General features: G+C 64.9%; 21 protein-coding genes. 10 read left to right on the top strand and 11 right to left on the bottom strand.

Features of this window, described 5'->3' with window-relative positions; translation table 11 throughout:
* Positions 1–189: 189 nt before the first annotated feature.
* The 3 genes from uvrA to lpdA all read right to left on the bottom strand — a co-directional run bounded on the left by uvrA (position 190) and on the right by lpdA (position 5884).
* On the bottom strand, positions 190–3048 hold the full coding sequence (uvrA, locus tag ACZ52D_RS15500) for an excinuclease ABC subunit UvrA (protein WP_464441862.1): 2859 nt from the start codon (positions 3046–3048) through the stop codon (positions 190–192).
* A 162-nt stretch (positions 3049–3210) separates the two neighbouring features.
* Positions 3211–4386, bottom strand: coding sequence for an MFS transporter (locus tag ACZ52D_RS15495; protein ID WP_464441860.1), 1176 nt, complete (start codon positions 4384–4386; stop codon positions 3211–3213).
* A 103-nt stretch (positions 4387–4489) separates the two neighbouring features.
* A complete protein-coding gene (gene lpdA / locus ACZ52D_RS15490; protein WP_464441859.1) occupies positions 4490–5884 on the bottom strand; it encodes a dihydrolipoyl dehydrogenase in 1395 nt (464 codons plus the stop codon).
* 194 nt (positions 5885–6078) lie between these two features.
* On the opposite strand from lpdA, the gene ACZ52D_RS15485 reads away from it, so the two are divergent.
* Entirely contained in the window at positions 6079–6501 is a 423-nt protein-coding gene (locus tag ACZ52D_RS15485) for a hypothetical protein (protein WP_464441857.1), read from the top strand.
* A gap of 6 nt (positions 6502–6507) precedes the next feature.
* Here ACZ52D_RS15485 and ACZ52D_RS15480 read toward each other — a convergent pair whose 3' ends face one another.
* The 5 genes from ACZ52D_RS15480 to ACZ52D_RS15460 form a co-directional block, all read right to left on the bottom strand.
* Complete coding sequence (locus ACZ52D_RS15480; RefSeq protein WP_464441856.1) at positions 6508–6963, bottom strand: GFA family protein; 456 nt, start codon at positions 6961–6963, stop codon at positions 6508–6510.
* Positions 6964–7145: 182 nt separating this feature from the next.
* Positions 7146–7724, bottom strand: coding sequence for a DUF924 family protein (locus ACZ52D_RS15475; protein ID WP_222453153.1), 579 nt, complete (start codon positions 7722–7724; stop codon positions 7146–7148).
* Between the two features lie 139 nt (positions 7725–7863).
* Positions 7864–9138 (bottom strand): MFS transporter, encoded by a 1275-nt coding sequence (locus ACZ52D_RS15470; RefSeq protein ID WP_222453154.1) that lies wholly within the window; start codon positions 9136–9138, stop codon positions 7864–7866.
* Positions 9139–9326: 188 nt separating this feature from the next.
* Positions 9327–10391, bottom strand: a complete 1065-nt coding sequence (gene queA / locus ACZ52D_RS15465) for a tRNA preQ1(34) S-adenosylmethionine ribosyltransferase-isomerase QueA (RefSeq protein ID WP_369929283.1) — start codon at positions 10389–10391, stop codon at positions 9327–9329.
* A 147-nt stretch (positions 10392–10538) separates the two neighbouring features.
* Positions 10539–14012: a YhdP family protein gene (locus ACZ52D_RS15460; RefSeq protein ID WP_464441854.1), complete on the bottom strand. Its 3474-nt coding sequence runs from the start codon at positions 14010–14012 to the stop codon at positions 10539–10541.
* A gap of 49 nt (positions 14013–14061) precedes the next feature.
* On the opposite strand from ACZ52D_RS15460, the gene ACZ52D_RS15455 reads away from it, so the two are divergent.
* The 5 genes from ACZ52D_RS15455 (at position 14062) to ACZ52D_RS15435 (ending at position 19410) form a co-directional block, all read left to right on the top strand.
* Complete coding sequence (locus ACZ52D_RS15455) at positions 14062–14523, top strand: peroxiredoxin (RefSeq protein WP_222453157.1); 462 nt, start codon at positions 14062–14064, stop codon at positions 14521–14523.
* A 307-nt stretch (positions 14524–14830) separates the two neighbouring features.
* Positions 14831–15673, top strand: coding sequence for a ferritin-like domain-containing protein (locus tag ACZ52D_RS15450; protein ID WP_464441852.1), 843 nt, complete (start codon positions 14831–14833; stop codon positions 15671–15673).
* A 167-nt stretch (positions 15674–15840) separates the two neighbouring features.
* Complete coding sequence (locus ACZ52D_RS15445) at positions 15841–17172, top strand: DUF5930 domain-containing protein (protein ID WP_464441850.1); 1332 nt, start codon at positions 15841–15843, stop codon at positions 17170–17172.
* A complete protein-coding gene (locus tag ACZ52D_RS15440) occupies positions 17162–17710 on the top strand; it encodes a bactofilin family protein (protein ID WP_369929275.1) in 549 nt (182 codons plus the stop codon). The genes ACZ52D_RS15445 and ACZ52D_RS15440 overlap by 11 nt, the downstream gene beginning before the upstream one ends.
* A gap of 233 nt (positions 17711–17943) precedes the next feature.
* A complete protein-coding gene (locus ACZ52D_RS15435) occupies positions 17944–19410 on the top strand; it encodes a calcium-binding protein (RefSeq protein WP_464441849.1) in 1467 nt (488 codons plus the stop codon).
* A gap of 76 nt (positions 19411–19486) precedes the next feature.
* On the opposite strand, the gene ACZ52D_RS15430 is transcribed toward ACZ52D_RS15435, so the two are convergent.
* The 3 genes from ACZ52D_RS15430 to ACZ52D_RS15420 all read right to left on the bottom strand — a co-directional run bounded on the left by ACZ52D_RS15430 (position 19487) and on the right by ACZ52D_RS15420 (position 21741).
* Positions 19487–20473 (bottom strand): DUF3179 domain-containing protein, encoded by a 987-nt coding sequence (locus ACZ52D_RS15430; protein ID WP_464441848.1) that lies wholly within the window; start codon positions 20471–20473, stop codon positions 19487–19489.
* Positions 20474–20666: 193 nt separating this feature from the next.
* Positions 20667–21242, bottom strand: a complete 576-nt coding sequence (locus tag ACZ52D_RS15425; protein ID WP_222453163.1) for a peptidylprolyl isomerase — start codon at positions 21240–21242, stop codon at positions 20667–20669.
* Complete coding sequence (locus ACZ52D_RS15420) at positions 21235–21741, bottom strand: peptidylprolyl isomerase (protein WP_464441846.1); 507 nt, start codon at positions 21739–21741, stop codon at positions 21235–21237. The genes ACZ52D_RS15425 and ACZ52D_RS15420 overlap by 8 nt, the downstream gene beginning before the upstream one ends.
* Before the next feature lie 138 nt (positions 21742–21879).
* On the opposite strand from ACZ52D_RS15420, the gene ACZ52D_RS15415 reads away from it, so the two are divergent.
* The 4 genes from ACZ52D_RS15415 to ACZ52D_RS15400 all read left to right on the top strand — a co-directional run bounded on the left by ACZ52D_RS15415 (position 21880) and on the right by ACZ52D_RS15400 (position 26269).
* Positions 21880–23070, top strand: coding sequence for a phosphoglycerate kinase (locus ACZ52D_RS15415; protein WP_464441844.1), 1191 nt, complete (start codon positions 21880–21882; stop codon positions 23068–23070).
* 198 nt (positions 23071–23268) lie between these two features.
* Positions 23269–23568: an FtsB family cell division protein gene (locus tag ACZ52D_RS15410; RefSeq protein ID WP_222453166.1), complete on the top strand. Its 300-nt coding sequence runs from the start codon at positions 23269–23271 to the stop codon at positions 23566–23568.
* A gap of 299 nt (positions 23569–23867) precedes the next feature.
* Complete coding sequence (pdhA, locus tag ACZ52D_RS15405; RefSeq protein WP_222453167.1) at positions 23868–24857, top strand: pyruvate dehydrogenase (acetyl-transferring) E1 component subunit alpha; 990 nt, start codon at positions 23868–23870, stop codon at positions 24855–24857.
* A 29-nt stretch (positions 24858–24886) separates the two neighbouring features.
* Positions 24887–26269 carry a pyruvate dehydrogenase complex E1 component subunit beta gene (locus ACZ52D_RS15400; protein ID WP_464441843.1) on the top strand — a complete coding sequence of 461 codons (1383 nt, stop codon included), beginning with the start codon at positions 24887–24889 and terminating at the stop codon, positions 26267–26269.
* Positions 26270–26279: the final 10 nt, after the last annotated feature.

The raw sequence follows: 26279 nt of genomic DNA, 5'->3' as shown, positions 1-26279 counted from the left end.
CGCCAGGCTGCCGCCCCCGCGGCAGCTTGAACACCCCGGTACAGCACAGCCCCGAGCCGCGCAGGAAACTGCGCCGCCCCCTGTTCACCTTTGGAAAAATACTCCGGGGTGAATTGGCCGAAGGCCAAGAGGGGCAGCGCCCCTCTACCTTCACCCCACTGGCCCGAGCTACGCACTGGCCCCGACCCGCTACTCCGCCGCAACCTTGCGGGCCGCAAGGATATCCTTGAGATAGCGCCCGGTGTGGCTGCGCGGCTCCTCTGCCACCGCTTCCGGCGTGCCCGCCGCGACGATCTCACCGCCGCCGTCGCCGCCCTCGGGGCCGATGTCAATGATCCAGTCCGCGGTCTTGATCACATCCAGGTTATGCTCGATCACCACGACCGAGTTGCCCTGCTCGACCAGCTCGTGCAGCACCTCCAGCAGCTTCTTCACATCCTCGAAATGCAGGCCGGTCGTCGGCTCGTCCAGGATATAGAGCGTCCGCCCGGTCGAACGTTTCGACAGTTCCTTGGACAGCTTCACCCGCTGCGCCTCGCCGCCCGACAGCGTCGTCGCCTGCTGGCCGACCTTGATATAGCCAAGGCCCACCCGCATCAGCGCATCCATCTTGTCCCGGATCGCGGGCACCGCCTGGAAGAACGCCTGCGCATCCTCCACCGTCATGTCCAGCACATCGGCGATGCTCTTGCCCTTGAACTTGATCTCCAGCGTTTCGCGGTTGTAGCGGGCACCGTTACAGGTCTCGCAGGTGACGTAGACGTCGGGCAGGAAATGCATTTCCACCTTCAGCACGCCGTCACCCTGGCAGGCCTCGCAGCGGCCGCCCTTGACGTTGAAGCTGAACCGCCCCGGCTTGTAGCCGCGGGTCTTGGCCTCCGGCAGGCCGGCAAACCATTCCCGGATCGGGGTGAAGGCGCCGGTATAGGTCGCGGGGTTCGACCGCGGCGTGCGCCCGATCGGGCGCTGGTCGATGTCGATCACCTTGTCCAGGTGCTCCAGCCCCTTGATGCTTTCGCAGGGCGCAGGCGTCTGGCGGGCACCGTTCAGCCGCATCGAGGCGGTCTTGAACAGGGTTTCGATCGTCAGCGTCGACTTGCCACCACCGGAAACCCCGGTGACGCAAACGAACTTGCCCAGCGGGAATTCCGCCGTGACATCCTTCAGGTTGTTGCCGGTGGCCTTCACCACCTTGATCTTCTTCTTGTTGCCCTTGCGACGCTTGCTGGGCACAGGGATCTCGCGGGTGCCCGCCAGATACTGCCCGGTGATCGAGTTGCTGTCGGAGGCGATCTGCTGCGGCGTGCCGTGGCTCACGACCTCGCCGCCGTGCACCCCGGCGCCGGGGCCGATGTCAAACACGTAATCCGCCTGGCGGATCATGTCCTCGTCATGCTCGACCACGATCACCGTGTTGCCCTGGTCCCGCAGGTTCTTCAGCGTGGTGATCAAGCGGTCATTGTCGCGCTGGTGCAGACCGATGGACGGTTCGTCCAGCACATAGAGCACGCCCGTCAGACCCGACCCGATCTGGCTGGCCAGACGGATCCGCTGGCTTTCGCCGCCCGACAGGGTACCGGATGAACGTGACAGCGTAAGGTATTCAAGACCCACGTTATTCAGGAAGCCGAGACGCTCGCGGATTTCCTTCACGATGGCGCGGGCGATCTCTTGCTTCTGCTGGCTCAGGTGGTTCGGCACATCCTCGATCCAGGCCAGCGCCTCGCGGATCGACAGCTGCACCACCTGCCCGATATGCACGCCCGCGATCTTCACCGCCAGCGCCTCGTCGCGCAGACGGTAGCCCTCGCAGTGATGGCAGGGACGGTTGTTCTGGTAGCGCTCGAACTCCTCGCGGATCCAGTTGGAATCCGTCTCGCGGTAGCGGCGCTCCATGTTCGGGATCACGCCTTCGAAGCTGCGTTCGACCTGGTAAACCCGCCCCCCCTCGTCGTAGCGGAACTGGATTTCCTCATCGCCGGAGCCGTAAAGGAACACCTGCTGCACATGCTTTGGCAGGTCTTTCCAGGCGGTGTTCTTGTCAAACTCGTAGTGCCGCGCGATGGCCTCGATGGTCTGCAGGAAATAGGGCGACTTGCCCTTGCGCCACGGCGCCAGCGCGCCGTCATAGACCTTCAGGCTCTGGTCCGGCACCACCAGCCGCTCGTCAAAGAACAGCTCGACGCCCAGCCCGTCGCACTCCGGGCAGGCCCCGAAGGGCGCGTTGAAGGAAAACAGGCGCGGCTCGATCTCCGGGATGGTAAAGCCGCTGACCGGACAGGCGAAATTCTCGGAAAAGGTAATCCGCTCCGGCTCGCCCTCTCGCGGCGCGGTCTCCAGGATGGCGATGCCGTCGGCCAGATCCAGCGCGGTGCGCAAGCTGTCCGCCAGCCGCGTCTCCAGCCCCTCGCGCACCACCAGGCGGTCGACGACCACGTCGATGTCATGCCGGAACTTCTTGTCCAGCGTCGGCGGCTCGTCCAGCTCGTAGAACTCGCCGTCCACTTTCACCCGTTGGAATCCCTGCTTGCGCAGTTCCAGCATCTCTTTCTTGTACTCGCCCTTGCGGTCGCGCACGATCGGCGCCAACAGATAGCCGCGGGAGCCCTCCTCCAGCGTCATGATCCGGTCGACCATGTCCTGAACCTGCTGCGCCTCGATCGGCTGGCCGGTGGCGGGGCTGTAGGGGGTGCCTGCACGGGCAAACAGCAGGCGCAGGTAATCGTAGATCTCGGTGACCGTGCCAACGGTCGAGCGCGGGTTCTTCGAGGTGGTCTTCTGCTCGATCGAAATCGCCGGAGACAACCCGCTGATGTGATCCACATCCGGCTTTTCCATCATGTCGAGGAACTGGCGCGCATAGGCGGACAGTGATTCCACGTAGCGGCGCTGGCCCTCGGCATAGATCGTGTCAAACGCAAGGCTGGATTTGCCCGAGCCCGAAAGGCCGGTGATCACCACCAGTTCATCGCGCGGAATATCCACGTCGATGCTCTTCAGATTGTGCTCGCGCGCGCCGCGCACTTCGATGGATTTCAACTCAGCCATAGTGCCCCCGTACCCGCGCCCGCCAAACCTGCGGCGGACGTCCGCCCTACAGATAGGCAAAGCAATTATAAACGCCAAGCCCCAAATGAGAACATTTCGCGAACTCGCAAAAGTTTGCCGCCATCAACTGACAGTTTCCGCCTTCATCCCCGCACCGCGGCGTTACGCGACTGATCGCCTGCGCTGCGCTGCCAGCAGCTGATGCGCAAGGATACCCGCCAAAAACAGCCCGCAGACCACCAGCATCATGCCGCCATAGCCCGCCATCCCGACCGCACCCAGCAGCAGCGGGGTGCCGATCACGTTTCCGGCATTTCCAGCTTGCGACATCGCTCCGTTGGCCTCGGCCTGGTCGACGGCGCTGTCGTTCAGATGCGGCACCGCCGCAAAGCTTCCGCTTTGCACGAGACCAAACGCCAGGGCGAGCGCAAGGCAGGCCAGCCAGTCACCCGGCATCCACCACAACCACAGCCCGGCGAGCAGACACAGGCCAAACCCCAGCTGCGCCAAATGCACGGGCGGCATGCGCCAGCGCAGCAGCGCCACCCCCAGCAACATCGACGACAGGATGGAGACCAGCGGAAACGCTCCCATCACGAGCGCCCGCTGCGCCTCGGGCAGATGCGGCGGCAGAACGGTCATCAGCGCAACGAAACAGCACGTGTAGAACAACCACCCCGCTGCGGGCGCCAGCTTGAACGGCGATCGGTAGATCCGCAGATGCAAGCCGGGCAAGGCCGCCAGCGCGGGCAACGGCTGGCGGGACGGCACCGGCAGATCCCGCAGCGCGCGATGCAACAGCAGCGCCAGCGCCGCCATCACCCCGGCATGGGCCCCGAACAGCGCAAGCACGCCATGCTCTGCCACCAGCGGCAGCCCCACCCAGTTCAACACCGCGAAGGAGACACCGAAAAAGGTGCTCCAGATCGTCAACGCCGTGCCCCGGTTCCCCGAGCTGGCCAACAGCGCCATCAGCGTCGGCCCTGCCACCACGATGCCAAGATGCGACATCCCCTCGATCACGCGGGTCAGCAGGAACAGACCATAGGGCAGATGCAGCGCCTGCAACGCGGACATGACCGCCCCCACCGCCAGCGACCACACCAGCGTGCGCCGAAACCCGAAGGACGCCACGAACAAACCAGCCACGACGCCCAGCAGGATCCCCATCACCCCGGTCATCGAGACACTCAGGCTGAGCCATGTCCCGGCTCCCGGGTACAAGGCGGCGATCCGGTCGAAGACCACCGAGACCTTGCCGTATTGCGCCGCCGCGCCCAGGCCAGCGGCCCAGACCGCCAGGACCAGCCCCCACCGGGTATTTGCCAAACCGGCCATGTGCAGCGCCTCCCGAAAACAGCAAAAGGCAGGCGCAGCCCGCGCCTGCCTTGCAGAACTTTTCTCGCGTCCCCGCCGCGTCCGCAAGCGGGGATTGCACGGATCACATGTGGATCACGCGATCAAAGGCATCCAGAACGCTTTCGTGCATCATTTCCGACAGGGTCGGATGCGGGAAGACGGTGTTCATCAGGTCTTCCTCGGTGGTTTCCAGCTGGCGGCCCACCACGTAGCCCTGAATCATCTCGGTCACCTCGGCGCCGACCATATGTGCGCCCAGCAGCTCACCGGTCTTGGCGTCGAAGACGGTCTTCACCATGCCCTCGGCCTCTCCCAGCGCGATCGCCTTGCCGTTGCCGATGAAGGGGAAGCGGCCGACCTTGATGTCGTAGCCCAGCTCCTTGGCCTTCGCCTCGGTATAACCGACCGAGGCCACCTGCGGGTGACAATAGGTGCAGCCCGCGATGCTTTCGGGTTTCACCGGATGCGCGTGCTTTCCCGCGATCAGCTCTGCCACCATGACGCCCTCGTGCGACGCCTTGTGCGCCAGCCAGGGCGCCCCGGCAATGTCGCCAATGGCATAAAGCCCATCGACGCCGGTGCGGCAGTATTCGTCGGTGACCACATGGGTGCGGTCGATCTTGACGCCGAGCTCTTCCAGCCCCAGCCCCTCGACGTTGCCGACGATGCCCACGGCCGAGATCACGGTGTCGAACTCCTGCTTCTCCACCTTGCCGCCGGTCTCGATATGGGCGGTCACCTTGCCCTTGCCGCGGTCCAGCTGCTTGACCATGGCTTTCTCCATGATCTTCATGCCCTGTTTGACAAAGGCCTTCTTGGCAAAGGCGGAGATTTCCGCGTCTTCCACCGGCAGCACCCGGTCCATCACCTCAACCACGGTCGTGTCGGCACCCAGGGTGTTGTAGAAGCTGGCAAATTCGATGCCGATGGCACCAGAGCCGATGACCAGCAGCTTCTTCGGCATCCGCACCGGATCCAGCGCGTGCTTGTAGGTCCAGACCAGATCACCGTCAGCCTCCAGCCCCGGCAGCTCGCGCGCCCGCGCGCCGGTGGCCAGCACGATGTTCTTGGCGGTCAGCTCCTGGCTGCCCTTGTCGGTCTTGACGCTGACCTTGCCCTTGGCGGGGATCGTGGCCTCGCCCATGACGACGTCGATCTTGTTCTTCTTCATCAGGTGGCCGATGCCCGAGGACAGCTGCTTGGCCACGCCGCGCGAGCGTTTGACCACCGCGTCCAGATCATAGCCGATGTTCTCGGCCTTCAGGCCGAAATCCTTGGCCCGCTCCATCAGGTGGAACACTTCCGAAGAGCGCAGCAGCGCCTTGGTCGGGATACAGCCCCAGTTCAGACAGATGCCCCCCAGGTGCTCGCGCTCGACCACGCAGGTTTTCAGCCCCAACTGTGCAGCCCGAATGGCGGCAACATAGCCCCCCGGTCCTGCCCCGATTACGATCACGTCATAGGTTTGTGCGGCCATGGTGCTCCCTCGCCCCTGAACAGGTTCAAAAAACTAGTTTACCGTTAAACTAATTGCCAGCACACTGCAATCACCCAGTACTGCGGCATTGCGGCCGGGCAAGAATGCCCCAGTTTGCGCTTGGCAGACCTACATTTGCGGGACAGCATAGGCACAATTTTTTCCGGCAATCCACAGATGGACACCAAAATTTCATGGCCCGAATCCTTTTTGATCTTCTCAAGGCCTGCCTAAACGCCACCTTGATCCTGCTGGCGCTGTGCCTGTTCCTGGGCTGGAAGCTGCTGGCCGCCACCGAGGGTGTCAGCGCCAATGCCGCCGAAATCGCGCAACAGCTCCAACCAATGCGCGATGCGGTCCTCAACCTGCAACAGGATGTGGCCGGGTTGCGCGGTGACATGCGTGTGGGCGACGGCCCGCCGCCCTCTGCCCGATTGGCCCAGCTTGAACAGCAGCTGTCAGAGGTTCAGGACCGGCTCGCAGACATCCAGACGCTGCCGCAGCAGGCCGCTGCCAGCGCGGCCCGTGTCGGCGCCTCCGAGCTGGCAGCCCGGCTGATCGCCGCCGCGCCGGGACTTGGCACGGAAGAGACCGGCTGCCTGCCCCCCGGCAGCTGACACGGCTCAGCCCTGCGCCGCGTAGGCTTCCAGAAGCGCGCCGAATTCCTCCATCGGAGGGAAGGCGTCATAGCTGTGCTCGACCGCGACCGAGACCGACGGCAGGCGCGTCGCGGTCCACGTTTCGATGAAGGGCGTGAACCAGCTGCTGTCCTCGAACATCACCGGCCGGACATTGACGAAGTCCTCAAAGCCGGTAATGCGCGTGAACATCCAGCTCAGGCACTCCGGGCAGCAGAAATGGGTCAACTCCTCTCCCTTTGCGCCCCCCGGCACCGGGTCACCCTGCACCACCCTGAACGCCGCAGACGGAAACATCGCAGTCAGCGAAAACGCGCTGGCGGTCATTTTCTGGCAGCCGCGGCAGTGACAGGCGGCGGTCAGCACCGGGGCGGCGGAGGCTTCAATCACGGTGGCACCGCAACGACAGCTGCCGGTCAGCGGCAGGGGCGGTTTGGACATATTCGGACCTCAACAATCAATTGAAAAAAATGGGCAAGAGTCTTTGCCGCCACAGCAATGCAACAGTCGGCGGCCCGACACAATCCTGCCGTGTGGAAATGGCCTGCCCCCTACCGGCCCGGAATCAAAAACCGCCGTGCCCGATCCCGGACACGGCGGCCAAAATCATCAGGCGGCTGGCGTCAGCCCGCGGCCTGTACCTGGCGCACGGTTTCCCCGTAGCCCCCCGACATCACATAGTCCCGCTCCGGCGCGGTGCTGGGCCGGTGCAACGCCTCATTGCGGTAGGGAAAGCGCCCGAACTGGCGGATCACCTCGCGGTGCGCGCGTGCGTGCAGCAGGTTGCTGCCGCCTGTCTCCGGCATCCGCTCCATCATCAGGCGGATGCAGCGTTCCTGGTCGCAGAGGTTCTCGGAATGCATCAGCGGCAGGTAGAAGAACTGCCGCGCCGGCTCATCGATCTTCAGATCCCATTTCTTGTTGATCGCGACCTTGGCCGCAGCCAGCGCCGCCTGGTCGGAAGCGAAGGCGCGCGCCTCGCCTCGGAACATGTTGCGCGGGAACTGGTCCAGCAGGATGATATAGGCCAGCGTGCCACTGGGATAAGTCAGCCAGAAGGAAAACCGCCCGTCGCAGGCCGCCTCCCAGGTGTTGAGAAACTTGTCGCGGATCTTCTGATCCAACTCCTCATCCTGCAGATACCATCCCTTTTCTCCCACCTCATCGAGCCAGAATGAAAGTATCTCTTCGGGACCAGCCATCGGTCTTTTCTCCAAGTGTTTTCCTGACGCCCACAACAGGACATTTTCTGCTGCCTTTACAAGTAACCTTGGGTCACAATTTGCAACAGGCAAGGGCAGCTGCTGAAATAAACCTCACAATCCCGGCGGGTTAGCGCAATCAATTCTCGCCAGCGGCGGTTTCTTGCTCTTCCAGTTCGGTTTCGATGGCATATTCCTGGGCAAATTCCACCGCCACCGGTGTCGCGGCGGGTGACATCGCGGTGAAGGTACCGGTCTCCTCGACAGGGATCGAGGCACGCTGAGTCGTGCGGTACAGCGCATAGGCCGCGGTCAGGAACATCAGCGCCGCCAGCAGCGCGAAGAAGCCCGGCGGTCCGAAAACCGCATCGCTCATCAGCCAACCGGTGATAACCGGACCGGCGATGGCACCCAGACCGTTGATGAACACCAGACCGCCCGAGGCCGCCGCCATGTCGTCATGCTCGAGGTAGTCATTGGTATAGGCGATCAGCAGCGAATAGAGCGGGTTCGACAGGCCGCCGATGAAGAAGGCCGACAGCAGCAGCATGTAGAAATCACCGCCAAAGACAAACCCGGCCACCGCGCCGATACCGCCGCCAAGCGCCACGAACATGATCAGCACCCGCCGGTCCATGCGGTCCGAGATCCAGCCCAGCGGATATTGCATCACCGTCGCGCCAACGTAGAACGCGGCGATGAAGACGGACAGCTGGCTCAGGCTCAGCCCGGCCGCGGTGCCGTAAACCGCGCTCATGCCGAACTGGGCCGAGAAGACGCCGCCGAGAAGGAACATGCCGACGCAGCCCAGCGGTGAAATATTCATCAGCTGTTTCAGGGTCATCGGCTTGGTGGTGTCAAAGGCCGGGGTCGGCGAAATCGACAGCAGGATCGGCCCGAACGAGATCGAAACGAGGATCGAAGCGATGATGAAGGCCTCGTAGCCGCCCGGGTCCCCCACCAGGATAAGCCCCTGCGCGGCGATGATCCCCACCATCATCACGATCATGTACAGCGACAGCGCCTTGCCGCGGTTGGTATTGTCAGCGGCATTGTTTAGCCAGCTTTCGGCGGTGACATACACGCCGGAAAAGCAAAAGCCGATGATGACCCGCCCCAGTCCCCAGGCAATCGTGTTGGGCAGGATCGGATAGAGGATCATCACGGCCGAGATGAAGGACGCAAGCGCCGCAAAGACCCGCACGTGACCAACCCGGCGGATCATCTCGGGGGCCAGACGCGACCCGCCAAGGAAGCCGACGAAATAGGCCGCCATCACCAGCGACATCTCGAACGAGCTGAACCCCTCGAGATCCCCGCGCACACCCAGCATGGTGCCCTGCAACCCGTTGCCCACCATCAGCAGGCAGACCCCCAAGAGAAGCGCCCAGGCGCTCGACAGCACTTGCAGCATTCGCATGCCTCCTGACCAATGCAACACGGCCCTCCACGCGGGACGGGCCGGGTCTGGTTTCATCTCGATGTACCGCCCGTGGCGGCCCTACGCCCGCGAGACGCGGTCGCAGAATGACGTATTGCCCGCTGGCGCAACAGGCGGCAGCGGGACAATGCGGCGCTTTTGCGCGGATTCGCGTCCATTTTCTAAGGCGTAACCGCCTTGCCGGGGATCAAAAGCGACGCATCCCCATAAGAAAAGAACCGGTACCGCTCAGCAACCGCATGGGCATAGATCCGACGGATCCGCTCCTGCCCCATCAACGCCGAGACCAACATCATCAGCGTTGATTTGGGAAGGTGGAAATTGGTCATCAAGGCATCGGCCACCTGAAAGGTGAAGCCGGGATAGATAAAGATATCCGTATCGCCTTCCCACGGATGGATCTGCCCGTCGCGCGCCGCGCTTTCGATCAACCGCAGCGCCGTGGTGCCAACGGGTATCACCCGGCCTCCCGCCGCCTTGGTCGCCGCGATTTCCGCCGCGGCCTGCTCGCTCACGCGGCCCCATTCGGCGTGCATCCGGTGGGTGGTCACATCCTCGACCTTGACCGGAAGGAAGGTCCCTGCCCCGACATGCAGCGTGACATAGGAAATCTCGATCCCCCGCGCCGCCAGCGCCTCCAGCAACGGTTCGTCGAAATGCAGCGAGGCGGTCGGCGCCGCAACGGCGCCGCTGTTGCGCGCCCAGACGGTCTGGTAGTCGGTCTTGTCGCGCTCGTCCGCGGGCCGTTTGGCAGCGATATACGGCGGCAGCGGCATGGCCCCGGCCTCGGCCAGGGCAGCGTCGAAATCGGTGCCAGAAAGGTTGAACCGCAGGTGCCCCTGGCCCTCAGCCACCTCTTCCAGCGTTGCGCTCAATGCGTCGGAGAAGATGATCTCCTCGCCCGGCCTGATCTTCTTCAACGGCTTCAGCAACGCCGCCCATGTCCCATCGGCACGCGGCTCGAGCAGGGTGGCCTCGATGCGGGCGGCCACCGGACCCTGCGCACTGTCGCGGTGACGCTGGCCGCTCAGCCGGGCCGGGATCACGCGGGTGTCGTTCAGAACCAGCCGGTCGCCGGGATTGAGCCACTGCACCAGATCAGTCACGCGGCCGTCATGCAGGGTGTCGCCTTCGGCCACCAGCAGACGGGCCGCGCTGCGCGGGCTCACAGGGCGGGTGGCGATCAGGTCGTCGGGCAGATCGAAGTCGAAATCACTGAGTTTCATGGCCGCGCTATAAGCCTTCACGGCGGGAAAATCCATGGGGATTTTTCGCGGTTTCGCCCGGGTCAGCCCCCCTTGCAGCTGCGCCGCCGGTCAGACTGTTTTCACATCTGACAACACACGGAGCTACAGAAATAGATGGGCGCGCTCCTAGCGTTCACTCCCTGTCAGCGGACGCGGATTGCGCCTCTCTTCGCCTTGTGCACCACTTGCGCCGTTGTCCTGCGATTGCCCCGGCGCAGTCGGGGCCGGACCACGGAAGATCTCACGCAGGAAGCCGGGGGCCAGCCCCGCCAGCGGGTTCACCGAAACCGACGGATCCTGGGCCGTCCCGCGCAGCGTGAAGGTAAAGCCGATCAGCCCTTCGCCATCCCGCGGCGACAGGATGCGGCCGATGGCATTCAGCAGGTAAATCGGCGACAACACCCCGCGCATGTTCAACCGCGTACTGGCAAGGTCATAGACCCCATCCAGCGACAAGCCCATCGACGGGCCAACCGCGCTGCTTTCATGCAGCACCAGGTGATTTTCGCTCAGCCGGAACCGCGCCTGCATATTGGTAAACAGGATGCCCTGCCCGGTCATTTCGTCGAGCAGCCCAACCAGGCTGATCGCATTCAGCAACGCCGCCATCGACGGCGCATTGCGCACCCGGATGTTGCGGACATCCACCCGACCGTCGTACTGGCCTGCCTCCCCTGTCGGAACCAGCGTCATGTCAAAGCTGCCGCCCCGGCCATGGGCAAACACCCCGGCAGAGCGGAACACCCCACCGGCATCGCTGGAGCGGATCCGGGCGGCGGTGCCGCCATTGCGCGGCACCAGCGTGCCTTCCACCGCCGTCTGCCCGTTCAGTCGCGCGGTAAATTCACCGTTCACGCCGCCCTGCGTCGAAAGACGCCCCCGAAAGTTCTGCAAGGCAATGCTGTCCGTCACCTGCAAAGTGCCCAGTTGCAGCGAGACCGGCACTGCCGCACCCGCGCCGGAGCCCGCAGACCCGGCACTGCCTGAGGCCGAAAAGGGTGACCGGTTCAAGGCCAGCCGTCCAGACGGCACCTCGATCGCTGGCGCGGCGCCCTCTCGCCCACGGAAAGTCACTGCGCCGCGGAACCAGTTGCCGACCTGCACCGAAGCAAACTCCGCCGTGTCCAGCCCGCCGCCTGTGCGCGTCGTGATCCGCCCCGAGGCTTGCAAGCCCGGCGCTTCCAGCTCCAGCCGCTCGACCGAGGCGGGCGCTTTCAGCACCGCTTCAAGGTCCAGTCGCCCGGTGGCGGCTTCGCCCTTCTGCCACCCGATTTCCGCGATGCGCAGGCCCACGCCCTGCAAATCCGACTGCAGATGCAAGCGCGGCGGCGTATCGGGCCGCAATTCCACATGATACTGCCCCGCGCCGCGGCCGAAGATCGCGCCGGGCGGCAGACCCAGATTGAAGGCCTCCACCACCTCTGCCGAGAGTTCGATCGTCCCGTCGACCCGGCTGCCCGCTGCAGCGCCCTTGCCGACAGCCTGCTGCCAGCTGGCGCTCAGTGGCACACCCGACAACTGGCCATCGCCATAGATCCGCACCCGGCCCTGATCGCCCTCGACCGTCAACACCTCCGCAACCACCTCGTGCCCCGGCACCAGCCTGTCGCTTTGCACATCCCGCAGCTCGGCCTGGTAGTGATAGCGGATTTCCTCCACCGGCACTTTCTTCTTGAGCGGCAGCGACAACGTGCCCGTCGCCGCAACGCGCCCGTCCGCCAGCGCAACCGGCAGATTGGCCTTGTCCATCACCTGCAAGGGCGGCCGGTTCAGCAAGGACAGCGCCGCCGTGACGGACCCGCTGGCCACCGCCCGGACAATCCCGGGTGTCCCCTCCTTCACGGTGATGTCGGGGATGATGAAAGCGGTGCCGGTCACATCGACGTCGCCGCCCTCGTCCGCCGTCACCACGCCCTTGGAGGCCGTCGCCACCAGCCGGTTGCCGTAGAGGCTCAGCTGGCCTTCGGCCTGCCGCAAAAGCGGCATGTGCTTCTGAAACCGCGCCTCGACCTCGGCGAAACTCAGGTCCAGCCCGATGAACGGTTTGCCACTGCCACGCCCCCGCATGTAGACGCCCGCGTCCCGAACCACGCCCGAATGCAGGTTCTCCCGCAGCCACTGGCGCGGCTTGGGGGCCACCGCCTCGGGCCAGAGCGCCTTGATCCGGGCCACACTGACCTGATCGACCCGACCGTTCAGATCGTAGTCCCATCCCTCAGCCCCCACCGCAATTTCACCGTCCAGGTGAATGCGGCTGTCGCCGTCACGCACCAGCATCTCCCCCAGCCTCAGCCGGAACGGCTGCAGCTGCAGGTCAAAATCCGCATCCACGCCCGGCAGGCGCACCGGCGCCTCGAACATCCGTCGCGGGTTCAGATCCAGATCCGAAAACCGCAACTGCCCCACCAGCCCCGTCAACTGACCGTTCTCGATCCCCGACAGGCTGGCCTGCCCCCGCATCACGCCCGAGCCCCAGCCGCTTTGCACGCTCAACTCGCTGAAGGTGATCCTCTGCGCCTTGGGATCGTAGGTGAAGTAGCTGCGGGCCCCGCTGATCGGCACCGGGCGCGTCTGCACCGCTGGCTGGATCACGCCCTCGCCGATGCGCAGGCTCGCCTGGACCGGCTCCAGCGCGCCATCAGCGGCCACCGCCCCCCGCAAGGCGCCGGAAATCGGGGCGCGCAGAACCCCCAGCCAGCCAAGCGCCGGGCTTTGCAAGGCGATGTCTTGGCTCGGGATGCCGGAAATCAGGATGCCGAACTCGGCCGCCGGGCTGCCCAGAACCGAGGTATAGCTTGCTTCCAGCTGCCCCACCTCGCCGCGCCCGCTGAGCACCGAAAAACCGGCCGCCACGGACAGCGCGTTGCCCTGCCGGTTCAGGCGGATCTGGCCACCGTCCAGCGTCCAGCCGCGGCCCAGCCGATCATCGGTATAGGACAGCGTCAGCGCCGTGGTCTCCAGCTCCGTCAGGGCGGCCAGCACCGGCTTCTGCAACTGGCTGTCCCACTGCTGGATCAGCTCCACCAGGGTTTCGGCCCGTCGTGTCGGTGCGGCGTCACTGGCGAGGCTCAAGGCAAGCGAGCCATCCTTGTTGCGCCGAAGGGTCGCGAACAAGCCATTGAGCGTGATCTGTTTCGGCTGAATCTGCCCCCGCAGCAACGGCTTCATCGCAAGGCTGGCCTGGGCATCCGCCAGCTGCGCAAACGGAGCACCATCCGCATGGCGCAACACCACGTCGCGAAGGCTGATCCGCGGCCGCCAGCCCCGGTTGACCACCAGGTGGATGGCCCCGAACTCAATCTGCAACCCGTTCAGATGTCGCTCGATCCGGGTTTCCACCCGCTGGCGCACCCACTCCGGCGCATCAAGCCGGGTGCCGATGCCGAAATAGATCGCACCGGCGGCAAGGAAGCTCAGCACCGCCAACAGCCAGACCGCCGCACGCAGCACGCGCCAGCGGCGGCGGCGGCGCGGTGGCGGCGCGACCGGCACGGCCTCTGCGGACCGCTCGGCCTCTGGCCCCGGCACTGGCACCGCGGCGGCGGCGTTCCGGTCAGTGTCACCCAAGGGGTCGATCTCGGCTTTCCCTTTGCTGCTCATGAGTTATGTTGGCCGCCAGTAGCACGCAAAGTTTGCCGGAGACAGACAGATGTTAGACGTATCAGACCCTGCCCCTTCCTTTACTCTGCCCAGCACCGAAGGCGGCGAGGTCAGCCTCGACAGCCTGCGCGGTTCCGCCGTGGTCCTGTTTTTCTATCCCCGCGATGATACTCCCGGCTGCACCAAAGAATCCATCGGCTTTTCCGAGGCGCTGCAAGCCTTTGCCGATGCCGGGGCCAAGGTCTACGGGATCTCCCGCGACACCATGGCCAAGCACGAGAAATTCACCGCGAAACATGGGCTGACGACGCCACTGCTGTCCGATGCCGACAGCACCGTCTGCGAAGACTATGGCGTGTGGAAGGAAAAGAACCTCTACGGCAAGAAGCACTGGGGCATCGAACGCTCCACCTTCCTGATCGATGCAGAGGGCCGCATCGCCCGCATCTGGCGCAAGGTCAAGGTGCCCGGCCATGTCGAGGAGGTGCTGGAGGCGGTCAAAGCGCTCTGACTGCCCGCCCCGACAGCCTGTCCGTCCGGCAGCGCAGCGGAAGGCTCCCGCCCGCTGCCGCCGCCCCTGTTCAGGGGCAGCCCCAGCCGTTGGGCCGGGCGCCGGGCCAGCGGCCCGGCGCGCAGCGCGCCGAAGGCGCGCTGCTATGCCCAACTACGCCAGGGGGATCAGCCCGCAGATCCCCCGCGCAGGCGGGAGCGCACCGCCCGCCTTGATGGCGCACCGTCTGGACATTCACCGCCAAATCGGGTGAACCCGCCCGAAAACAAGCTGCAAACCCGCCGCCCCGCCGCCACAAGGAGACCGCATGTCCAACCCGCCCCTGACGCTTGCCCAACGCGCCGCCGAGGTGCTGACCACCGCAGACGGACGCGCCAAGACTGCCCTGTCGCGTCGGCACGCCGCCGAATGGAAGGCCTATCGGCGCGGCGAGGCTCCCGAGATCGCCATCGGCACCGCCAGCCCGCCGCTGCACCCCGCCCGCCCGGCCGAACCGGAACTGCGCGACCCGCGCGACGTGCCCAAACGCAAACCCGGCTCGCCGCAGGGGCGCATCGCGCTGCTGCACGCCGTCGCCCATATCGAGCTCAACGCCGTCGACCTGCACTGGGACATCATCGCGCGGTTCTCGCATGTGCCGATGCCCATGGGGTTCTTTGACGACTGGGTGCAGGCCGCGGACGAGGAATCTAAGCATTTCAACCTGATGTGCGACTGTCTTGAGGCGCTCGGCAGCCATTACGGCGCGCTGCCTGCACATGCGGGCATGTGGCGCGCCGCCGAGGACACCGCCAATGACCTGATGGGGCGGCTGGCCGTGGTACCGATGGTGCTGGAGGCGCGCGGCCTCGACGTGACCCCCGGCATGATCGAGATCTTCCGCAAGGCCGACCTGCCCCAAGCCGTGAACGCCCTGGAGATCATCTATGCCGAGGAGGTCAGCCACGTCGCCTATGGCTCGAAATGGTTCAACTTCCTGTGCGGCCGCGACAACCTGGACCCCAAGGAAGTCTTCCACGGCCTCGTTCGCAAATACTTCCACGGCGCCTTGAAGCCCCCCTTCAACGAGGAAAAACGCGCCGATGCCGGGCTGCCGCCTGACTTCTACTGGCCGCTGTCCGACCAGGAGCGCCCGCTGCCAGGCAGCTGAAGACAGCCGTTTTCGGCAGAAACCCGCCTATCCACGCCGCTTCCGGCCCGCCGGGCGGCGCATCGGGTCAACACACTTGCCCAATAGCGTCACCCTGTCTATTCACGTCGCCAGTATTCGGCAGGCCCGCGCGCTGCCGACAGGGAACGGAATGAGGGAACCGTCTTTTGCGCACATTGCTCGCGGTCAGAATTCACAGCTTTCTCGAACGTCGTTTCCCGGAACGGCGGGTCTTTCTGAAGTCCGACACCGACACGCGCTTCATTCGGCTCCGATCTGAAACCCAGCTGGTGGCAGTTGCCGGCATCACGCTGTTCACCGCCTGGAGCATCGTCGCCACCGCCATTGTGCTGATGGACAGCATCGGCTCAGGCAACTTCCGGGAACTGGCCAAACGCGACCAGCAGACCTACCGCGAACGGCTGAACGCCATTTCCGCCGAGCGCGACGCCCGCGCCGAAGAGGCGCTTGCGGCACAGGAACGTTTCAACGCCGCCCTGACCCAGATTTCCATCATGCAGTCGGAACTGCTGGCCTCGGAAACCCGCCGTCGCGAGCTGGAGACCGGCATCGAGGTCATCCAGTCGACCCTGCGCGACACGATGACCGAACGCGACCAGGCGCGCCGCGAACTGGTCGCGCTGAAACAGGAAACCAGCAGCGAAAACACCGCCCCCGCCGTGATTGCCAGTGCCGCAACGCAGATGGAGCTGATGGCGGCCGCACTGGATGATACCGCCGCCGAGCGCGACCAGATCCGCGCCGATGCGGAAACCGCGCTGGACGAACGCGACGCCCTGGAACTCGAACTGCAGCTGATGGACGAGCGCAACGACCAGATCTTCCGCCAGCTGGAGGAAGCGGTCGCGGTCTCCGTCACACCGCTGGACAAGATGTTCCGCAGCGCCGGCATGCCCACTGACCGGATCCTCGAGCAGGTGCGGCGCGGCTACAATGGCCAGGGCGGCCCGCTGGAGCCGCTGGCGATGTCCACCCGCGGCGAACAGCCCACCCCCGAGGAGCGCCGCGCCAACAGCATTCTGGCCAAGCTGGACCAGCTGAACCTCTACCGCCTCGCCGCGGAGCAGGCCCCCTTTGCAACGCCCGTCAATCTGAGCCAGGTGCGCCAATCTTCCGGCTTCGGCTATCGGCGTGACCCCAAGACCGGCGGTCGGCGGCTGCACAAGGGCGCCGATTTTGCCGGCCGCACCGGCACCGACATTCTTGCCACCGCCGATGGCGTCGTGACACATGCCGGCTGGCAGTCCGGCTACGGCAAGATGGTCACCATCCGCCATGCCTTCGGCATTGAAACCAGATACGCCCATAACTCGAAACTCCGCGTGAAGGTTGGCCAAAGGGTCTCGCGCGGCGATCACATTGCTGATATGGGTAACACCGGACGGTCCACCGGGACCCACCTCCATTACGAGGTCAGGGTCAACGGGCAACCCGTAAACCCCATGATCTATATCAAGGCTGCGAGAAATGTTTTCTAAGAGCAAAATCAACGAGCCCGGACCGAAACAGGCCGAAACCAACCCGGCTCCCTCTGCCGCGCCTGCGGCGCCTGTCAGCGACTACAAGAGCAGCGCCCCCAAGCCCAAGCCGGCCGCATCGCTGCTGAGCTCGGATCTGCACGTCACCGGCAACGTCAAGACCACCGGCGACATCCAGGTCGAGGGCACCGTCGAAGGCGACATCCGCGCGCATCTGCTGACCGTGGGTGAGACCGCCACCATCAAGGGCGAAGTGACCGCCGATGACGTGGTCATCAACGGTCGCATCGTCGGCCGCGTGCGCGGTCTGAAGGTGCGCCTGACCTCCACCGCACGGGTCGAAGGCGACATCATCCACAAGACCATCGCAATCGAATCCGGCGCCCATTTCGAAGGCTCCGTGCAGCGCCAGGACGACCCGCTGAACCCCGGCGGCCGCAAATCCGCCCCGGCGTCGGCCGCACCGGCAGCCGCCCCCGCGCAGGCCCCCTCCGCTGCCGTTCAGGCCGCAACTGCCGCGCATAAGGCCGAAGGCTAAGACGCCCGCAGTCGACGGCAAAATCGACTGCCGAGGCCGCGCGATTGGCGCAGCGAACGCCACCGGACACGAAATATGAAACCGCCGCAGTGCTCTACTGCGGCGGTTCTTCGTTTTGGCAACACTGGAAATTCAACAGCACGCCATCCCTTTACCTCTACTCCCTCAACGGGTACCGATGCCTCGGTCACAACCCGAAGCAGCGCATCGCGGTCAAAAATTAGGTACACTCCATGGCAATCATCACAGTTTTCGACCACGCCAACAGGCTTGGCTCAATCGATTTCAGCAACGTTGACCTTGACGACGTTCACGTGTCGCCTCCGACGTCCACCCACCTCACCGCCAGCGTCAACGGCCTGACCCTGACGCTGCAGGGAAGCTTTTTTTACGCCGATGCAAGCAGCCTATCGCTCGACAGTCAGGTACACAGCGTGAACCTCTCCTATCAAGGCTCACTGGTGGCGTCCGCCTCGGGCTTCAATGTCACATTCCACGATATTTACTACGGCGATTTTGACACCGTCATGTCCGGCATCATGGCAGGCGACGATGTGTTTACTTCCGCTTACAACGGCGATGACTACATCGAGACCTTTGGCGGCAATGACCGCATCAAAACCGGAACCGGCAGCGATTACGTGGACGGCGGCAGCGGCTTCGACGTTTTCGTCGCCAATGGCGCCCGTTCGGCTTACGACATCACGCTGAATTACGGCACTCTTGTCCTGTCCGGCCCCGGCGCCGAACAGGACCAGCTGCGCAGTATCGAGCGGATCGATTTCCTGGACGGCAGCATCGATCTTCATGTCGGAAGCTACAGTTCCGAAAGCCGCTCCTTTGCCGGTCACACCGGCCCTGCCCTGCTCTTTGGTGAGGGTGGCAACGACACCCTCACCGGAGGCAATGGCAACGATACCCTTGACGGTGGCAGCGGCTCCGACCGTTTGTCCGGCGACCTTGGGAGCGACGTCCTGATCGGCGGCAGCGGCGATGACCAGCTCTTTGGCGGCGCCGACAACGATACGCTGCTGGGCGGCGATTACGATGATACCCTGAACGGCGGAACCGAGGCCGACAGGCTGGTGGGCGGAAGCGGCGATGACCGCCTGCTGGGCGAACACGGCCACGACGTGCTGTTGGGCGACAGCGGTCGCGATCACCTCAACGGCGGTTCCGGCTGGGACAAGCTGAAGGGCGGCAGCGGCGACGACACGCTGATCGGCGAAGATGGCCGCGACCGGCTCGTGGGTGGACGCGGCTCGGATTACCTGTCGGGCGGCAACCACCACGACGCGCTGCTGGGCGGCGGCGGCGATGATGACCTGCGCGGCGGCAATGGCCGCGACACCCTCAGCGGTCAGTCCGGCGACGACAGCCTCAACGGCGGCAATGGCAACGACCGGCTGGCTGGGGACGGCGGCAAGGACGTGCTGATCGGCCACAAGGGCGACGACCTGCTCACCGGCGGCAAACATGCCGATGTCTTCGTCTTCCACCGGGGGCACGGCAATGACACGATCACGGATTTTGAGATCGGCAGGGATCACATCGAAATCGGACGCGGTGCCTCGCGGTTTGGCCAGCTGGACTTCACCCAGCAGGGCGAGGACGTCCTGGTGGCCTTTGCCGACGTCACGATCTTGGTCGAGGACACCACCCTGGCCCAACTTCAGGACGCCGACAACTTCCTGTTCTGAACACTCGCCCCCCACGACGAAACACCACACGGGCGCGCCTCTCAGCGGCGCGCCTTTTTCGGTCTGACCAGCGGCATCAGCGCAACATCCACTTGCCGTCCGGCCAGAAGGCGTGAAAGGCAAAGGCGAACATCACGTCATGCACCACGTCGCGCCCGGCCCTGTCGCGCACCCGGACCGAGCCGATGTCACGTCCCTGCGCCAACGCCCCGGTGTCCAGCGCCGAGGCTTGTCCGGCACGCCAGCTCAGCACGACGCCCGCCTCGCGGATCTCTCCCGCCTTCGCCAGTCGGCTCAGCGGCCAGGCGCGGTGGCCCACCCGGACCACCCGCGCCAGCGGCGCAATCCCGTGCGGCGGTGGCGAGCCATCATAGAGAAACGGCCAATCCGAGGTGTCATAGCCGCGATAGGGATTGCGCCCGTACTGGCGGTTGTAGCCCGGCTGCGCCATCACCAACCCCTCGGGATTGCGGGCGGTGAAATCCGCCCAGCTCTCGACCCAGCTGGGCAACACGGTCAGCTGCACGCCGCTCATCGCGCCAACGATCCCCTCGCCACTGGCCTGCTGCCACCAGCTCTGGGTTTCGCGATCATACATCACCATGTCCGAATACCGCAGCTTGCCGGTGACGCCAAAGCTCAGCACCCGCCTTGCGCCCTCGGCGCGCACGCGCCGATCGAAGGTCACCGCGGAATTGCACAGCGGGCAATAGGTCACCGCCACCGGCACCCCCGCCACCGTATCGTTGACGATCTCGTGCCAGGTCAGGTAGCGCAACGGGTAGGCCCGCGGCTTTGCCCCGGCCAGTTCCAGGGTGACAACCGGCTCTCGCGGTGTCAGGTCCCGCACGCCACCAGCGGATCGGAACCGCGGCGCATCCAGCGCCGGAATGCCATCCTTGGGCACCCCGCCCGAGCGGATCTGCCGCCAGTCGGGCACCGTGGTGCGGCTGAAGTCCGTCTGCGGCCAGGCCTGCCCCCACTGCGTCGGCTCGGCACTGGCCGACGCGGCGAGAACGGGCATCAGGACCACCGCGGCAAGGCGTATCAGGTGTTTCAGCATGGCTGACCTCCCCCTTGCCAGCAGTCTACCTGCGCCCCGCCGCCCCGCGCCAGAGGCACACACGCGCTTGTGACGCAGCTGTGACGCAGCTTCAGCCGCGTCGGGCGGCAGCCTTCCTCGGCACCGAAACGAAAGACAGCCCGCCCCTGCCAAGCAGGAGCGGGCCGCCCTTCAACATCCCGAGCGGGATGGTTTACTCGGTTACGCTGACCTTGGTCATCACGTCGGGTTGGCCAACCACGGCGCCATTGCCGCCGGTGCCGCGCTTGATCGCGTCAACCACGTCCATGCCTTCCGTCACCTTGCCGACCACCGTGTACTGACCGTTCAGGAAATGACCGGCGTCGAACATGATGAAGAACTGCGAGTTGGCGCTGTTGGGGTTCTGCGCCCGCGCCATCCCCACCACGCCGCGATCGAACGGCAGGTCGGAGAACTCGGCCGGCAGGTCCGCGCGCGCGGAGCCGCCACGACCCGCCATGCTCATGTCGCCGCCCAGCTTGCCGAATTCGACATCGCCGGTCTGCGCCATGAAGCCGTCGATCACGCGGTGGAACACCACCCCGTCGTACTGGCCTTCCTCGGCCAGCGCGGTGATCTGCTCGACATGCTTGGGGGCCACATCCTCGAACAGGTCGATCTTGATGGTGCCATTGGCCTCGCCCTCGACCTGGACTTCCAGGCCCGTCGCGCCCGCGGGCGCGCCATTCAGCAAGCCAAAGGCAGGCCCCGCCGCCAGCAGGGCCAGAGCTGCCAGCGTCTTACGCATCCGCGGCCACCTTGACCGAGATCATCCGGTCCGGGTTCGCAGGCGGCTCGCCGCGGGTGATCGCGTCGACATGCTCCATGCCTTCGATGACGCGGCCATAGACGGTGTACTGGCCGTTCAGGAAGTGGTTGTCCTTGAAGTTAATGAAGAACTGCGAGTTGGCCGAATCCGGATTTGCGGACCGCGCCGCGCCCACGGTGCCGCGATCATGCGGCAGCTTGGAGAACTCGGCCGGCAGGTTCGGCAGGCTGGAGCCGCCGGTGCCCGCCATGCGGATGTTGAACCCATCTTCCATGTCGCCATTGGCCACGTCGCCGGTCTGGGCCATGAAGCCGTCGATCACGCGGTGAAAGCAGACGTTGTCATACTCGCCGGCGCGCGCCAGTTCCTTCATGCGTTCGCAATGTTTCGGCGCCACGTCGGGCAGCAGTTCGATAACAACATTGCCGTCCTTCAGTTCGATGATGACGGTGTTTTCGGGATCCTTGATCTCGGCCATGTGGCCCTCCTGTCGTCGAAATTTGCCCCGATTGTTAAGGCCAGCGTCGGCAAATGCCAAGGGAGCATTGACTGATGAGCAAAAACCCCCGAAACAACGCCCGAATTCAACCGCTATTTCACCATAAGGGGGCTCGAGATGGGCTGGAAGACGCTCGACGACATGGACCTGAACGGCAAACGCGTGCTGGTGCGCGTGGACATCAACGTGCCGGTTGCGGATGGCAAGGTCACCGACGACACCCGCATTCAGCGCATCACCCCCACGGTGCGCGACATCCTGGCGGCTGGCGGTCGCCCGATCCTGCTGGCCCACTTCGGCCGCCCGGGCGGCGAGCGCAAGGCCGAGCTGTCGCTGCAACAGCTGGTTCCGGCGCTGGAAGCCGCCTTTGACTGCCCGGTGATGTTTGCCGCCGACTGCGTGGGCGCAGGCGCCGCGGCGGCCGCCGAGGCGCTGAAAGAGGGCGAAGTGCTGCTGCTGGAGAACACCCGTTTCCACGCCGCCGAGACCAAGAACGACGCCGATCTGGCCGCCGGCATGGCCGCCCTCGGCGACATCTACTGCAACGATGCCTTCTCGGCCGCGCACCGAGCCCATGCCTCGACCGAGGCCCTGGCCCGGCTGCTGCCTGCCTGCGCCGGCCGCCTGATGCAGGCCGAGCTGCAAGCGCTGGAAGCCGCGCTCGCCAAGCCCGAGCGCCCGGTCACCGCGGTGGTCGGCGGGGCCAAGGTGTCGACCAAGCTGGACCTGCTCTCCAACCTGATCGAAAAGGTCGACCACCTGGTGATCGGCGGCGGCATGGCCAATACCTTCCTGCTGGCACAGGGCCACGCGATCGGCGCCTCGCTGGCCGAGGCCAGCCTGACCGACACCGCCTCCGAGATCCTGACCAAGGCCAAGGCGGCGGGCTGCGAGATCATCCTGCCCAGCGACATCGTGGTGGCACGCAAGTTCGAGGCCAACGCCCCGCATGAGGTGCTGCCGCCCGACACCTGCCCCGATGACGCGATGATCCTGGATGCAGGCCCCGCCAGCGTCGCCCGCATTGCCGAGGTCTTTGCCAACAGCAAGACGCTGATCTGGAACGGCCCCCTCGGCGCCTTCGAGATGGAACCCTTTGACGCTGCCACCAATGCGGCGGCGCTGAAAGCGGCCGAGCTGACCCGCGCTGGCACGCTGATCTCGGTTGCGGGCGGCGGCGATACCGTGGCGGCGCTCAACGCCTCCGGTGCGGCGGCTGACTTCAGCTATATCTCCACCGCCGGTGGGGCGTTCCTGGAATGGATGGAAGGCAAGACCCTGCCTGGCGTCGCCGCGCTGGAGCAGTAACCCTCTGCCCTTCGGGCCCGGCAGCCTGCCGGGCCACCCTTCCCCGGTATTTCCAACCCGGTACTTCCAGCCCAGTATTTCGCCTTGTGGACAGTTTTGGAATTCACAAGCCGATTCGCCTGTGGCATAGTGGTTGCAGACGTCGGCAAACGGCGCACCTCCAGAAGACTTGAGCAGTAGCATACAGGCAGCTCCCACGTGACCCGTAACGCCCGCCCTTCCATCGGGGCGATTGCATTCTTTGCGATTGCCTTCGCGCTCAGCGCCTACTTCACCTTTGCCGCTGTGCAGGGCGATTACGGATTGTTCCGCAGGGTCGAGATTCAGGCCGAAGCCGAAGAGCTGCGCCTGGAGCTCGGCCGCCTGCAGGCGCAGACCGCGGAAATGGAAAACCTCACCCACCGCCTGTCCGATGATTACCTCGATCTCGACCTGCTCGACGAACAGGCCCGCAGCGTGCTGGGACTGGTGCGCGCGGATGAGATCGTCATTCACTGATCCCCTGCCACTGCCCCCCTGCAAGACCCCGCACTGATCCAGCGCAGGCCCCGGCGCGGCTGACCGCCCCGCTCCACTCCGAGTATTTCCCGACATTCTGGGACCGGTCGCACGCTCGTGCAACCGCAAGCCCGCTGCGCGCCGCGCGGGTCGCGCACCCGGTCGGCGAACTGCGTTGCATTTGCCTGTCTTCTCCGGTTGCAAACCCCGCGTCACAATAACACTATTCAGCCGGAGCCAAACCGTGTATCAGTTTGTTTAACACTAAACTATCTAGCCCACAGGAGGAGCTGACCACCATGGCCGCTAGAAAAAGCGCAAAGAAACCAAACGTTTCTGCCGAGGAACTGACCAAGTACTACCGGGACATGCTGCTGATCCGCCGATTCGAAGAGAAATCGGGCCAGCTGTACGGCATGGGTCTGATCGGCGGTTTCTGCCATCTCTATATCGGCCAGGAAGCCGTTGTCGTCGGTCTTGAGGCCGTGGCGGAAGAAGGTGACAAGCGGATCACCTCCTATCGCGACCACGGCCACATGCTGGCCTGCGGCATGGACCCCGATGGCGTCATGGCCGAGCTCACCGGGCGCGAGGGTGGCTACTCCAAGGGCAAGGGCGGCTCCATGCACATGTTCTCGAAAGAGAAGCATTTCTATGGCGGCCACGGCATCGTCGGCGCGCAGGTGCCGCTGGGTGCGGGACTTGCCTTCTCCGACAAGTACAAGGGCAACGACCGCGTAACCTTCACCTATTTCGGCGATGGCGCAGCCAACCAGGGCCAGGTCTACGAGACCTACAACATGGCACAGCTCTGGGATCTGCCGGTGGTGTTCGTGATCGAGAACAACCAGTACGCCATGGGCACCTCCGTCCAGCGGTCCACCAAATCCCCGGCGCTGTGGAAGCGCGGCGAGGCTTACGGCATCGCAGGGGAAGAGGTCGACGGCATGAACGTGCTGTCGGTCAAGGAAGCCGGTGAACGCGCCGTGGCCCACTGCCGCGCGGGCAAAGGCCCCTACATCCTCGAGGTGAAGACCTACCGCTACCGCGGCCACTCGATGTCGGACCCGGCCAAGTACCGGACCCGCGAGGAAGTGCAGAAGATGCGCGAAGAGCGCGACCCGATCGAGCAGGTCCGCGAGATGCTGCTGACCGGCGGCCACGCCAGCGAAGACGATCTCAAGGCGATCGACAAGGAGATCAAGGAGATCGTCAACAAATCCGCAGAATTCGCCAAGGAGAGCCCGGAGCCGGCCCTCGACGAACTCTGGACCGACATCTACGCGTAAGCTGCTGACCTGAAAGGGAAGAACAAGACATGGCAACTGAAATTCTGATGCCCGCCCTGTCGCCGACCATGGAGGAAGGCACCCTGGCCAAATGGCTGGTCAAGGAAGGCGATACCGTGAACTCCGGCGACATCATGGCCGAGATCGAAACCGACAAGGCGACGATGGAATTCGAAGCTGTCGACGAAGGCATCGTCGGCAAGATCCTGATCGCGGAAGGCACCGAGGGCGTGAAGGTCAACACCCCGATCGCCGTGCTGGTCGAGGAAGGCGAAAGCGCCGACGACTACCAGGCCAGTGGCGGCGCCAGCAGCGATGACAGCGCCCCCGCCGAAGCTCCGGCCAGCGACGCGCCCGCCGCCGCCGCGCCCGAAAAGGCCCCGGCCCAGCCCGCCAAGGTGCTGGAACCCGACTACCCCGAGGGCACCGAGATGGTGCAGACCACCGTGCGCGAAGCGATCCGCGACGCCATGGCCGAGGAAATGCGCCGCGACGAAAACGTCTTCCTGATGGGCGAGGAAGTCGCCGAATACCAGGGCGCCTACAAGGTCTCGCAGGGGCTGCTGGACGAATTCGGCTCCAAGCGCGTGATCGACACCCCGATCACCGAGCACGGCTTTGCCGGCATCGCCACCGGTGCGGCCTTTGGCGGCCTGCGTCCCATCGTCGAGTTCATGACCTTCAACTTCGCCATGCAGGCGATTGACCAGATCATCAACTCCGCGGCCAAGACGCTGTATATGTCCGGCGGCCAGATGGGCGCACCGATGGTGTTCCGCGGCCCCAACGGCGCCGCCGCGCGCGTGGGTGCCCAGCACTCCCAGGACTATGCCGCCTGGTACATGCAGATCCCGGGCCTGAAAGTGGCGATGCCCTACTCCGCCGCCGACGCCAAGGGTCTGATGAAGACCGCGATCCGCGACAACAACCCGGTGATCTTCCTCGAGAACGAGATCCTCTACGGTCGCGCCTTCGACGTGCCGAAGCTGGATGACTACACCGTGCCCTTCGGCAAGGCCCGCATCTGGCGCGAAGGCTCCGACGTCACCATCGTCTCCTTCGGCATAGGCATGCAGTATGCGCTGGAAGCCGCGGACAAGCTGGCCGAGGACGGCGTATCGGCCGAGGTCATCGACCTGCGCACCCTGCGCCCGATGGACCTGCCCACGGTGATGGAATCGGTCAAGAAGACCAACCGCCTGGTCACCGTCGAAGAAGGCTGGCCGCAGGGCTCCGTCGGCAGCTACATCGCGTCCGAAGTGCAGCGCGAGGTGTTCGACTATCTCGACGCCCCGGTCATGGTCTGCACCGGCAAGGACGTGCCGATGCCCTATGCCGCCAACCTCGAACGCCACGCGCTGATCACCACCGACGAGGTGATCGAAGCGGTGAAACAAGTGACCTACCGGTAAGGGAGCGCAA

It is taken from the genome of Leisingera sp. S2M4 (genome assembly GCF_055398055.1).
The sequence above is the reverse complement of the archived record's forward strand: the minus strand, read 5'-3'. Positions and strand labels throughout refer to the sequence as shown.